This window comes from Vibrio gallicus, from assembly GCF_024346875.1.
Classification (GTDB): domain Bacteria; phylum Pseudomonadota; class Gammaproteobacteria; order Enterobacterales; family Vibrionaceae; genus Vibrio; species Vibrio gallicus.
In genome coordinates, this window is sequence record NZ_AP024871.1 from 700766 (window position 1) to 714735 (window position 13970).

8 protein-coding genes are annotated in these 13970 nt (G+C 45.0%); 4 read left to right on the forward strand and 4 right to left on the reverse strand.

What is annotated here, in order from left to right; genetic code table 11:
• The first annotated feature begins 272 nt into the window (after positions 1 to 272).
• The 3 genes from OCU28_RS03360 (at position 273) to fdhF (ending at position 6619) form a co-directional block, all read left to right on the forward strand.
• On the forward strand, positions 273 to 1430 hold the full coding sequence (locus tag OCU28_RS03360; protein WP_261816935.1) for a D-alanyl-D-alanine carboxypeptidase family protein: 1158 nt from the start codon (positions 273 to 275) through the stop codon (positions 1428 to 1430).
• 75 nt (positions 1431 to 1505) lie between these two features.
• A complete protein-coding gene (locus OCU28_RS03365; protein WP_261816936.1) occupies positions 1506 to 2123 on the forward strand; it encodes an SDR family NAD(P)-dependent oxidoreductase in 618 nt (205 codons plus the stop codon).
• Between the two features lie 293 nt (positions 2124 to 2416).
• Positions 2417 to 6619, forward strand: a complete 4203-nt coding sequence (gene fdhF, locus OCU28_RS03370) for a formate dehydrogenase subunit alpha (protein WP_261816937.1) — start codon at positions 2417 to 2419, stop codon at positions 6617 to 6619.
• Between the two features lie 67 nt (positions 6620 to 6686).
• Here fdhF and OCU28_RS03375 read toward each other — a convergent pair whose 3' ends face one another.
• From OCU28_RS03375 to OCU28_RS03385, 3 genes are all read right to left on the reverse strand, one after another.
• Entirely contained in the window at positions 6687 to 7364 is a 678-nt protein-coding gene (locus OCU28_RS03375) for an outer membrane protein (protein WP_261816938.1), read from the reverse strand.
• A 150-nt stretch (positions 7365 to 7514) separates the two neighbouring features.
• The gene (locus tag OCU28_RS03380; protein ID WP_261816939.1) at positions 7515 to 8309 is read right to left on the reverse strand and encodes a hypothetical protein; all 795 of its coding nucleotides are present in this window, start codon (positions 8307 to 8309) and stop codon (positions 7515 to 7517) included.
• 246 nt (positions 8310 to 8555) lie between these two features.
• On the reverse strand, positions 8556 to 8837 hold the full coding sequence (locus OCU28_RS03385) for a hypothetical protein (protein WP_261816940.1): 282 nt from the start codon (positions 8835 to 8837) through the stop codon (positions 8556 to 8558).
• Between the two features lie 292 nt (positions 8838 to 9129).
• On the opposite strand from OCU28_RS03385, the gene OCU28_RS03390 reads away from it, so the two are divergent.
• Positions 9130 to 10728 (forward strand): BCCT family transporter, encoded by a 1599-nt coding sequence (locus tag OCU28_RS03390; protein ID WP_261816941.1) that lies wholly within the window; start codon positions 9130 to 9132, stop codon positions 10726 to 10728.
• A 111-nt stretch (positions 10729 to 10839) separates the two neighbouring features.
• On the opposite strand, the gene OCU28_RS03395 is transcribed toward OCU28_RS03390, so the two are convergent.
• Positions 10840 to 13968, reverse strand: coding sequence for an efflux RND transporter permease subunit (locus OCU28_RS03395; protein ID WP_261816942.1), 3129 nt, complete (start codon positions 13966 to 13968; stop codon positions 10840 to 10842).
• Positions 13969 to 13970 lie beyond the last annotated feature (2 nt).

The window sequence follows — 13970 nt, forward strand, 5'->3', positions numbered from 1 at the left end:
TATGTCTGCTGACAAACTACAGCCTGTTTATTGGTATGCAACCACGGCCGATTATTACGCGATATTTCGCTGTTATGTAACAAGGTGTTTCTAAGGGTTAAATGTAGCGGAGATAGAAGGCATATTAGAGAAGACAAACTATGAGCGAACTCAATAATCTCTACTAATAACCTGAATTTTTAATGGGGTTAGTATCTAATAATTAGGGTCTAAAGTTCGCCAATTACCTTGAAAAAGACCTATTTCTTCGATTTGAGTTGTACCTATATCCTATGAAAAAAAGACTGAACGGTTTCACATTTACACTATCTGCGTTGTTTTCATTTTCGGTAATGGCATCGCCTATTGCAGTCCCGAACCCACCAATACTATCGGCCAAAGGCTACGTGCTACTGGACTATAACTCAGGGGAGGTTATTGCCGAGCATAATCCTCATGTACAGCTAAAGCCAGCCAGCTTAACTAAGCTGATGACCAGCTATACAGCTGGACAAGAGATGAATCGTGGCAATATTTCACAACAAGATATTGTGACGATTAGTCGTGAGGCGTGGGCAAAAAATTTCCCTGATTCGTCCAAGATGTTTATTGAAGTGGGTAGCAATGTAAATTTCAGTGACCTGCTACGAGGCTTGATAGTTCAATCTGGAAACGATGCATCGGTTGCAATTGCAGAGCATGTTGCAGGCTCTGAGCGCGCCTTTGTTGATCTGATGAATGGATGGGCTAGGCGTTTAGAGCTCAATAATACCTATTTTGCTAATGCTCATGGGCTTGATGATCCAAACCAAGCGACCACCCCTTATGATATGGCTAAATTAGGACAGGCGCTTATTCGTGATGTACCTGTGCTTTATCCTATCTATAGTGAGACATCATTTAAATATAACAATATTACTCAACACAACCGCAATACCTTATTGCGTGATCGAAGCATGAACGTAGATGGTATGAAGACCGGCTATACCTCAGGTGCAGGGTACAGCTTAGTCAGCTCTGCAACTCAGGGTGACATGCGACTTATTTCAGTGGTAATGGGGGCATCGAGTGCCAATAGTCGTGCTGCTGAGAGTAAGCGATTACTAAACTATGGGTTCCGGTTTTTTGAAACACTTAAGCCACATGCTGCTAATACAGAAGTAGCTTCGACTCGCATTTGGATGGGGCAGAATGACCAACTTAGTGTCGGGGTTAGTGAAGATGTGTATATGTCGATTCGCCGAGGTGGTGCCAAAGACGTACAAGCTGTGGTTGATCTACCTAGTAAGCTGAAAGCACCAATCACCAAAGGCGACCATATTGGAATGGTAAATTATCTGGATGCTAAGAACCAGATCCTCAAGAGTGTGCCGCTAGTCGCGTTAGAAGATGTGGAGCAGGGCGGTATCTTCAAACGCTTATTTGATTATATTCGTATGCTATTTATCTAAAATCGAGATATAGGTCAAAGGCTGTTACCGATATTTAATGCAAAATAGAATCATTATCATTTAAGGGTTTTATTGATGCAAAAAATAGTGATTTGGGGTGCAAGTAGTGGTTTAGGCGCGGCTATGGTGGAATATTTCCTAGCGCAAGGGTTGGAGGTAATTGCTGTTGCCAGAAATCCGAGTAATAACCCAGCCTTAGCTAACATTCAAACCTTTAGCTGCGATGCCACTGATGCGCAACAAGTTGCTACAACCGTGGACAGCATAGCTAACGATGCGTGGGTTGTATCAACGATGGGCAGCTTTCAATCGGACAATCCAGTGGATTATATTGGGCATCGTTACCTTATTGATGCCCTTGAAGCTAAGGGTGTACAACGCTTTCTACTGGTGACATCTTTAGGGTGCGGTGATACATGGGGCGCCCTTTCTGATAGAGCAAAGCAGGTATTTGGTCGTGCTGTGCGAGAGAAGTCGCTTGCTGAGTCTTGGCTAAAAACCAGTGGTCTTGATTTTACAATCTTAAGACCGGGTGGTCTAAAAGATGGTGCCCACAACGGGCTTGGCGTGCTATCCCAACAAGGTGAAGTCCACGGCTCAATTAATCGCGGTGAGGTAGCACAGCTTAGCCACCAACTGTTAACCAACCCTCAAAGCATTGGTAAAATCTATCAATGTGTTGAGAGCGAATAAGCCAATTTTCACATTATCAAGCTCCTAATTAGCCATTAATTGGGAGCTTGCTTTGTTTTATGGCTATCAAATTACACATATATATCCATAAATTTGAATGATACCTCTGTGATTTATATCACTATCTGTGTTTGCCTACCCCTTTAGTAGTCACATTAATTGTATTACAAAACACCTATATTCATCCTGCATAGTAATATATCCAGAAATAAACCATGAATTTAATGTGGGTAATTTCAGCGCTATCAGCTGTTGTTCATTATCGTGGGTAAGGTAAAGCTCCGGAGGTTGTAATGGTTCAGATTGTCATTGATGGAAAGTATCGCGTAGTTAACAGTGACCTGACGTTACTTGAAGCTGCACAAGTGTGTGGTGTTGAAATTCCATCCCTATGCGGTGCAAATAAGAGTAATGAAAAGCTCCCGTGTGACTTGTGTGTGGTGGAAGTTGAAAGTGGCGGCATACAACGCTCTTGTGAACTGAAAGTCTATAGTGGATTAAAGGTTATCACCCAATCTGAAGCGTTAACTGCCCACCGCAAAAGCGCCTTAAACCGCATCATGAGCGATCACTATGCTGATTGTGAAGCCCCGTGTAAAACTGCATGCCCTGCGGGGGTCGACATTCAGTCGTACCTTTATCATATTGCCCAAAATGACCATCAAAAGGCCATTGAGGTTATTAAACGCACCTTACCTATGCCACTGTCTATTGGACGGGTGTGTCCTGCTTTTTGTGAAACGGAATGCCGTCGCGGTCTGGTGGACGACTCTATTGCGATCAGGCAATTAAAACGCCATGCAGCCGATGCCGATCTCGAGGCTCAGCAAGCCTATACTCCGCCGCAGAAATCTCCTAAGGGTAAACGTGTTGCGGTCATTGGTGGTGGTCCTGGAGGATTAACTGCTGGCTATTATCTTAGTAATGAAGGCTATGAGGTCACGGTGTTTGAATCTATGCCTGAAGCGGGTGGTTGGCTGCGCTATGGCATCCCTGAATATCGGTTGCCTAAAAGCATTCTCGATCAAGAAATTGAACTGATGTGCCGCAATGGTATGCACATTGAATGTAATAAAAAACTAGGACAAGACTTCAGCTTATCCACGATTAGTGAGCAATATGATGCGGTTTGTCTCGCGGTTGGCGCCTCACAAGCTGTTGAGATGAATTACCCAGGAAGTGACCTAGAGGGGTGCTACTTAGGGGTCGACTACCTAAAAGACTATGTCACTAATAAACAGTATCTAACGGGTAAAAAAGTCGCGGTGATTGGCGGCGGAAATACGGCCATCGATTGTGCTCGTACTGCCGTGCGAGATGGTGCAGATACCACTCTTATTTATCGCCGAACTCGCGCTGAGATGCCGGCTGAAGATTATGAAATTGAAGAAGCAGAACACGAAGGAGTGAAGTTTCACTTCTTGACTAATCCTGCGCAAAATATAGCAGGGTTAGATGGTCGGGTTGCTGAAATAAAATTAGAGAAGATGGCGTTGGGGTCTGCGGATGCTTCAGGGCGTCGCAGTCCTAAGGCTACGGGTGAATACTTTACGCAAGCCTTTGACACTGTAATTGCCGCAGTATCGCAAAAGCCAGACTTAAGCTTTATGGACAATGAGCCATTAACGATTCCGCTTACGCGCTGGAATACCGCTGATGTTAATCCACATACCCTACATACTGGGCAAGGTAATATATTTAGTATTGGTGATTTCCGCCGTGGTCCTGCGACCGCAGTAGAAGCGGTTGCCGATGGACGAGTGGTTGCCAACGCTATTGACCGATTCTTTGATGGTGATATGGAGGTTATACCTACCACGCCGTTTAATGCCCGCAAGGCAAAATCATTAAAGCAGGTTGATCCGCAATACTTCCAAAATATTCAAAAGCTTACTCGCTCTATTATGCCAGAGCTAACGAGCGAGCAGCGTGAGCAGAGCTTTGCTGAGGTCGAACTTGGGTTTGACAATAATGAGGCTATGGCGGAAGCAGCGCGCTGTTTGGAGTGTGGCTGCCAAGCTAATACTGGCTGTGATCTTAGGGATTACTCCACTGAGTATGGTGCGCAGCAGTCGTTTGAATCGTCTATCGAAATTCAATCAAACGCAGATTGGCAACAGGCTCGCTCACAAGACACTCGCCATAAATTTACGGTAGATAATAGCTCTGAATTTATTGTGTTTGATGCCAACCGTTGTATCAGTTGTGGGCAATGCGTACAAGCCTGCCGCGAGCAAGCGGTGCATGGGGTACTGAGCTTTATGACAGATAGTGATGGGCGTGCTGCTTCACGCCCGGACTGTCGTCCAAATTTTGGACCGGATCATACCTTAATGGGGGATTCTGCCTGTGTTCAATGCGGAGCTTGTGTTCAGGTATGCCCAACCGGGGCGATGATGGATGGACGGGATAGGGCTCAAGGGCGCATTGAAGATCTTAAGGTTGTCGATACTATCTGCACCTACTGCGGTGTGGGATGCAAGGTAAGCATGCATGTTGATGAGCAGGCTAATCAGATCCGCTATATCAAAGGTGGTGACTCACCGGTAAACGAAGGCATGCTATGCGTAAAAGGGCGCTTTGGTTTTGATTTTATTAGCAGTGATGCTAGGTTGACCACGCCTTTAATTCGCAAAGATGGCTGGTTGCAACCTGCTACTTGGGATGAAGCATTAAGCCTAGTTGCAAGCAAGTTTAAAGATATTAAGCACAGCTATGGCGGCAATGCCTTAGCTGGTTTCTCTTCAGCAAAGACGACCAATGAGGATAACTACGTCTTTCAGAAGTTTGTGCGTAAAGAGCTAGGTACTAATAATGTCGATCATTGTGCTCGCCTATGTCATGCCTCAACTGTGACCGGGCTTGAAGCCTCTCTTGGTAGCGGAGCAATGACGAATGATATCCCAAGTATTAAGCACTCAGACGTGATCTTTGTGATTGGTTCAGATACTACTGCCGCTCATCCCATTATCGCCTCACACATTAAACAAGCGATCCGTCATAACGGGGCACGATTGATAGTGGCCGATCCTAAGCGTATCGACCTTGCCGATCATGCACAGCTATATTTGGCTCAACGGCCAGGCACTGACGTGATGCTACTCAACGGCGTGATGCAACTTATTATTAAAAATGGCTGGTATGATTCAGCGTATATCGAAGAGCGAGTGGATGGCTTTGATACCTTGCTACAAGAGGTCATGTCACCAAGTTATGCACTAGATAAAGTTGAGCTGGTAACTGGGATTAAGGCACAAGACATCTTCGCGATGGCGCGGATGATAGGCACCGCGAAACGTACCGCAGTCTACTATGCAATGGGAATAACCCAACACACCACAGGGCATGATAACGTGCGCTCGATTGCCAACCTGCAACTATTGTGTGGCAATATTGGTATTGAAGGGGGGGGGATCAACCCATTAAGGGGACAGTCCAATGTGCAAGGTGCATGTGATATGGGCGCCCTGCCTAATAACTTCCCTGGTTATCAAAAGGTTTACAATCCGCTTATCCATCAAAAATTTTCGATTGAATGGGATGCGCCAGACTTGCCAACGGAGGCTGGATTAACCTTAACTGAGATCATCGATGCTGCCTGCAAACGCGAGGTTCGAGGGTTGTATGTAATGGGTGAAAACCCAGCCCTTAGCGATCCTGATCAGTCACATGTGCTACAAGGCCTTGAAGCGCTAGACTTTTTAGTGGTGCAAGATATCTTCTTAACTGAAACAGCCCAGTATGCGGATGTGGTATTACCATCGTGCTCATTTGCTGAAAAAGCGGGCCATTTTACCAATACTGAGCGCCGCGTTCAGAGGCTTAATCCTGCGCTTAAGCCACCGGGCGAAGCGCGAGAAGATTGGGTTATCATTCAAGATATCGCGATTGCCATGGGGGGCGACTGGCACTATCAAGATGTCAGTGAGATCACCAATGAGATCACCCGTGTTACGCCACAATATGCAGGCCTGCGTTGGGAAGCGATTCCAGCACATGGTATGCAGTGGCCAAGTAACAAACATAATAAGCAAGGCACACGTATCATGCATCAGACCCAGTTTACGCGTGGTCGTGGTCAAATGGAGGCGATTCCTTTTCGGTACGCGGCTGAGTTGCCAGATGAAGAGTACCCATTGATCCTAACGACAGGTCGAGTATTGGAGCAATTCCATACCGGGACTATGACGCGCAAAACGAAAGGGTTAGATAATCTATCCGGACCAAGAGCGATGATCAGTGTTGCGGATGCTGAGCAATTGGGTATCGGCAATGGTGATATGCTCACGGTATCGACGCGCCGTGGCGAAATCGATATTGCCGCCTTTGTGACCAAGCGAATGCAAGCGGGAGTGGTATTTATCCCATTCCACTTTGCTGAGTCGCCAGTTAATAGATTAACCAATACCGCTAAAGACCCGCACGCCAAAATCCCAGAGTTTAAGGTGGCTGCGGTCAAGGTAGAGAAAAAGCGGACCTTAGAAAGCGAAACATAAAAGGGTTAATGCAAAAGGGCCGATGAAATTCATCGGCCCTTTGATATTGCAGTGGTGCAGCGCTTAATTAGAAGCGGTAGCCAACGCCGGCATAAAGCGTCGCTATCGACCATGCATAGTCATCATCTACTGCGTAGCTAGAGTTCGCATCTTGGATCTCAGCTGTGAATACGTCGCCTTCAAGGCCGGTTCTAAATAATAGATTACCGTGGTTCTCACCTAGATCCAGAGCGTATTCAACACCAACGCCTAAGTGAAGACCGCCTATCTGATCTGAATCTTTTATTGGGCCATCAATTAAATCTTTTTGACCTAAATTGATATAAGACAAACCAACCTTTGCAAACGGGCGTAGACCGTTATGGAAGGTGTAGCCTAGGTTGGCAGATACAGACAATGAATACGGGTCAAATAATTTATTTGAGTAATGTTGCTTATTCTCTTGTAGGTTGGCATTGATATTACCGTAGTCCATATAGGTCGCTTCAACGCCAACAATACGGTTGATTTGGTAACCCATACTATAGAGTTGTGTTGAGCCTTTACCTTCTAACTCAGCATCATGATAGGTACCTGGATTCTGCCAGTTACCACTTTGTGCGGTATCATCGGTAAATCCACCATCTTCGATACCAGTAGAACCTAAACCACCGAGTAGATAAAAGCCTGAAGGATCAGAGCTTGCGAATGCTGAAGAGGAGAGTAGAGCAAGGCCACATAGGGCAACGAGATTGTACTTTTTCATATTCAAACCTAATTGAAATAACATTTGCTTACAATATCATGAAGTTTACTGGCCAATGTAAATTCTATGTAAGTCATTGAGCTTTTTATGCACGCAATGGTTGAAAAGCAACCCAGTATGCCAATGTTATTGCACATTATAGCTTGAATATTATTCACCAAAGGTATGGCTATAGGACAAAATTATCTTTTGATCTGCCCCATAATCATTGTCAGCAACGATGCCAAGTAGATTAATAGAGTCTTTTTTGGTGAATTTGTAACCGATACCAGCACCTAGCCAATATCCGAAATAGTCATCCGAACCAATAGAAGCTCCGGCGAATGTAATGGCAGTAAATTGCTCATTGAGGGGCTTTAATGAGAAATAACCAAGGTAACCACCGGTGCTATCTGTTGGATGTAATACATATGGGTTTTCTCCGTCATAATTGGGTTCACCGGGATTAAGAGGGCGCTCTCCATCGGTGTAGTTAAAACCAGCCATAGGAAATATCTGCCACCCAGCAGGCTCTATACCAAATACGGAAAGGGGAACAAAGGTGCCGACACTGTAGTTATTAAAGTTGGAACCATCCTCGTATTCACTTCGTCCAAAGTTGAAGTTTACGATACCTACATCAAACAGCCATGAACCGCCAAGGCTCCATTCTTGCGTGTCGGGATGGTAACGAGCATTGATTTTCTGTGCCTCACTCAAGCCAATAGAGCCTGATATCGCATAACCAAATTTTTCCGATTCAAAGTTATAGTCACCACTGACACCGAGTTTGGTCACAATACGCGTTGGGTCATCAACGTGTTTATTGCGGTTGTCGTATATATCTGGCTGAGCTTTTGAATCTTGGGCTGAGGATGGATTGCGGTTTGTGGTGTCATCAGCAATCGCGATAGATGATGCCAAACATATAGAAACGGTGGCAAGGCCAGCGATGATTTTGTGCATTGAGCTTTTAACTCCAATAAAATAATGAGGACACACACCTTAAACAAGGTGTTTGAGGCAAGTCCTTTGCAGAGTGCTTCTGCTTATCCTATCGTTCATTGTTCAAAAGCCCACTAACAGGAAGTGTAATAGTTTGTTAATTGGAGATCTATAAACTCATCTGCATATCAGATATAAGCTGTATTTATATCTAGAGCATGACGAATTGGGGAGAGAGGTATATGGAAGTGAATCTGATTCAGCCCATTACCATATTCTGGATGCATGCAGGAAGCGGGTAAAATACCATTGGTTTGCGTATCGGTAACACCAGCTTTTGGACAACTTTCTGCGATTAAACTCACTGCCAATTGCCACTAAGGTTTGGTTACTAGGGCGTCCAAAATATAGGGTGTCACAAAGCTCAAGATCAGACATATATTGTGGGTAGACATTGACGTAAGAGGTATTCATTCCTAATGACTTTGACTGGTTATGACTACAACCAGTTAACAGCACCAGTAAAAGAACCAAGATAGGTTTTCTCATATTGGTTATTCCAGCTACTCACATTATGACAGCGCATCATTATAGAGAGCTGAAGAATAAAATGTTGGAATCTATGTATGCATTTTATTCCCTCCACTGTTAATTGTTTCAAGTATGCATAACTGGTTAGCATTTGTATTTTTTGGTTATGTAAATATTAACCAGGTTAGGTGTGGGTGTTATTTGTGTTACTATCCGCGCGTGCAATTTCGCATGCAACCTAAACGGAGGATTGTTCTGTTGTATTTCTCTATTGATAGAGATTTAGAAACACAACCTAATACATTTATTTATGGCTGAACAAAATAAAAAATACAGTATAGAGACCACTGACTATGAGGTGGGGCAAGATAATATTCAAAAATGGGGCTTTGACATACATAACCCCGTATTCGGAACTAGCGCAGTTCTTATCATAGTAACCCTTTTAAGCCTATTAATGGTTGGTCCTACAACCGCTCTCCATTCACTAAACACCCTTAAAAATGGCATCATCGAAGTGTTTGATTCCTTTTTTATGTGGACAACCAACTTTTTCCTGTTGTTTACACTGTTATTGATAGTGTCTCCTTTTGGTCGCATTCGTATTGGTGGGACTGATGCCAAATCAGAGCACAGTACGCTATCGTGGATAGCGATGCTATTTGCCGCAGGCATGGGGATTGGGCTGTTATTTTGGGGTGTTGCAGAGCCGGTCGCTTATTTTACCGATTGGTGGGGGACGCCACTCAATGTCGCCGCTTATAGCGAAGAGGCAAAATCACTGGCACTTGGTGCAACCATCTTTCATTGGGGTTTACATGGCTGGAGTATTTACGCCATTGTCGCCTTGTCACTGGCCTTCTTTGCTTACAACAAAGGCTTACCACTTTCTATTCGCTCAACCTTCTATCCGATAGTGGGGGATAGAGCTTGGGGGTGGCTAGGACACGGTATTGATATCCTCGCGGTATTGGCAACCCTGTTTGGGCTTGCAACATCCTTAGGTTTAGGTGCACAACAAGCGACCAGTGGATTTAATCATGTATTTGGTGCTGATGGTGGTATTGGTACCCAGCTTACCATCATAGTGTTCGTAACATTCATTGCGTCACTGTCAGTAATGCGTGGCATTAATGGCGGTGTGAAAATTCTAAGTAATATCAATATGGTAGCGGCCTTTATGCTATTGGTGTTCGTTACGTATATTGGCTGGCAGACGGTTCTCCCGTCGCTGTGGGCAACGATTAAGGGCTATGGCTCCAATTTTATTGCATTAAGTAACCCCCACGGTAGAGAAGATAGTACTTGGATGCACGGATGGACCGTCTTTTATTGGGCATGGTGGATCTCTTGGTCACCATTTGTGGGTATGTTTATCGCAAGGATCTCAAAAGGCCGCACTGTTAGAGAGTTTTTGATCGCAGTTATTGTCATCCCAACCGCTGTAACCTTAGTGTGGATGTCGGTATTTGGTGGTATCGCTATCGATCAGATTGCAAATAAGATTGGCTTGCTTGGCGCAAATGGATTGACCGACATATCTCTAACCTTGTTCTATGTATATGATGCTATGCCATTTAGCTCGGTTTTATCAATCCTATCTGTTGTGCTGATCTTGGTCTTCTTTGTCACCTCAGCGGATTCAGGCTCGTTGGTAATCGATAGTATCACCGCAGGTGGTAAGGTTGATGCACCTGTACCGCAACGAGTGTTTTGGACCTGTATTGGCGGCGCAATCGCGGCGGTAATGCTATGGGTTGGGGGTAAAGATGCCCTACAGGCGTTGCAGTCTGGAGTAGTTGCCACCGCATTACCATTCGCTTTTGTGCTGTTGATGATGTGCGTTAGTCTAACTAAAGGCTTAAAAAGTGAGATGTATCAGTATCAACCTCAAGCTGTAACGGCCTAATAAAGCATAGCGATTAAGCTATCGTTACTAAGCATAGTGACGAGATATAAAAAATAAGCCTGAGTGTGGTTCCACAGCTCAGGCTTTTTGTTTGTTGATTATCTAGACTATTTAATGACTGTTATGGGGTTTAGCTTGTTTGTTGTCAAAGTGAAATAATTTGCAAACCAACACAAAAAACAGCGGCGCAAAGTAGATAACCAGTAATGTTGCGGCCATTACGCCACCCATTACCGAGGTACCAATTGCGTTTCGCGCATTGGCACCCGCTCCAGTACTAATTACCAAGGGTAGAACACCGAGTCCAAATGCCAACGAGGTCATAATGATTGGACGTAATCGCAATTCACAGGCGCGAACGGTCGCCTCAAGTAAGTTTGCTCCTTTGTCATACAGCTCTTTAGCAAACTCGACAATTAAAATCGCATTTTTAGCGGTTAGACCAATAGTCGTTAACACCCCAACTTGGAAGTAGACATCGTTTTCAAGCCCTCGTAGCATAATCGCTGCTAATGCACCCAGTAATCCAAGTGGTACCACTAAAATAATGGCGATTGGAATGCTCCAGCTTTCGTACAGCGCTGCCAAGCACAGGAACACCATTAGGATAGAAATCGCGTACAGAATAGGCGCTTGATTACCTGCTTGTATCTCCTGATAAGACATTCCGGTCCAGCTAACCTGTACATCGCCTGATACCTCGGCGGCTAGTCGATTGACCTCTTTCATTGCATCACCGGTGCTATAACCAGGCGCGGCTTCACCAACAATCTCCACCGCAGAGTTGCCATTGTAGCGCTGTAACAGCGGAGACCCTTTACCCCAATGTGAAGCACTAAAGGCGGAGATAGGGACCATTTCCCCCTTATTGTTGCGCACAAACCACAAATTAAGGTCTTCGGGCGTCATGCGGTATTGGGCATCAGCCTGAAGGTAAACCTTTTTAGAACGACCGCGATCGATAAAGTCATTTACGTATGCCGATGCCCAAGCGATAGACAGCGACTGATTAATATCATTGATGTCGACACCCAGCACCTTGGCTTTTTCGTAATCGATGTCTAGATACAACTGCGCGGTATCTTCAAGGCCATTGGAACGGGTTCTTTGTAGTATTGGGCTTTGGGCAATTTTTTCGAGTAGCTGATTACGCGCCGCTATCAGTTTGTCGTGTCCCAACCCTCCTACATCTTCAAGGTAAAAGTTAAAGCCATCAGCTGTACCGAGTTCTCGGATAGCTGGGCTACTAAAAGCAAACACCTTGGCATCTTTATAGGTGGCAAAGTGCGCCATAAGTCGCCCTATGATGGCGTTAACATCACTACCCGGCTCGGTTCGTTGTGACCAATCCTTTAGACCAATGAATGCCATGCCAGCATTTTGTCCAGAGCCTGAAAAATTAAAGCCTGACACACTAAATACATGGTTGACGGTATCGGACTCGTGCTTGGTTAAGTAGTCTTTTACATCCATCATCGCCTTTTGTGTATTTTGTACCGTAGTGCCTGTAGGTGTGGTGAGCATTACCATAAAGTCACCCTGATCTTCTTGGGGCAAGAAGGAACTTGGTAATGCGTTATATAGGTATGAAGCTGCCCCTAATAGGCACAGATACAGCAACACAAAACGCAGAGGACGCTGTAGGGTGGTATGTACGGACCCTCGATATATGGCTGATAATCTGTCAAAGGCGCGGTTAAATAGGGTGAAAAACTTCAGGTTTGATTGACTGTTAGCTGGCTTTAACAACGTCGCGCAAAGTACCGGTGTCAGCACTAATGCAACAATAACCGACAGCACCATAGCCGATACAATAGTAAGAGAAAACTGCTGGTAGATAATGCCCGTTGAGCCAGACATAAACGCCATAGGCACAAATACAACGCTTAGTACGGTGGTGATACCAATAAGTGCACTGCTAATTTGTCCCATTGATTTGCGCGTTGCCTCTAATGGAGAAAGATGCTCGTCGTGTATCAAGCGTTCAACGTTCTCTACCACCACAATGGCATCATCAACCAGCAACCCGATAGCCAACACTAAACCAAACATGGTTAAGGTGTTGATAGAAAAGCCCAATATCGACATCATGCCAAATGTCCCCAGTAGCACTACAGGTACTGCAATAGTAGGGATTAAGGTCGCTCTGAAGTTTTGGAGAAACAATAGCATCACGCAGAAAACCAGCGCGATTGCCTCAAATAGGGTTTTGACTACCTCGGTGATAGAGAGTCGGATAAACAAGTTGTTGTCGGTTGTTTTTACTAAGGCTAATCCCTTTGGAAAAGACTGGGATAGCTGCTGTAGCTTTTCATCGACCGCTTGTTGGGTATCCAAAGAATTGGCACCTGTTGCCAGAGTGACAGCAACGCCGGAGGCAGGCTTACCCATATACGAAGGGATAACGCCAGAAGCCTCGCTAGCTAGCTCAACTCGCGCGACATCTTTTAGCTTGATTCGAGAACCATCACTATCGACTTTAATCAGTATATCTTTAAAGTCATCAACAGAGGTCAATAGGCTCTGTGCTGTGATGGTGGCATTGATTAACTGAGAATCGACAGCCGGTGTGCCGCCTAGCTGTCCTACGGAAACCTGACTGTTCTGCGCCGATACAGCATTAGATATATCCATTGGCGTTAGGCTATAGCTGTTTAACTTAGCCGGGTCTAACCAAATACGCATCGCATATGATGGGCCAAAAATATTAACACTACCAACCCCATTAACTCGGCTAACAATATCTTTAATATTTGAGTTGGCATAGTCTTGAATGTCACCTGCGCTCATGCTGCCATCAGGGGAGTACAAGTTGGTTACCGACATAAACCCAGAGGTACTCTTAGTGACAGAAGTACCTTGGTTTTGTACTGTCATTGGTAAGCGTTTACTCACCTGTTGCAGGCTGTTTTGTACCTGAACTTGGGCGATGTCTGGGTCGGTATTGGCGCTAAAGGTGAGAGTGATCGTTGCGCGTCCAGACGAGTCACTTTTGGATGACATATACAGTAAATTATCGAGCCCTGTCATGCCTTGCTCGATAACCTGAGTGACACTCTGTTCGATACTCTTTGCTGAAGCCCCAGGATAAGATGCTGAAATCGTCACCGCTGGTGGCGCTATGGTTGGATATTGGGAGATTGGCAAGGTTGCGATGGCAACTATGCCAACTAGCATGATCACAATCGATATTACCCATGCAAAAATGGGTCTATTAATAAAAAAATTGGATAAAGGCATGG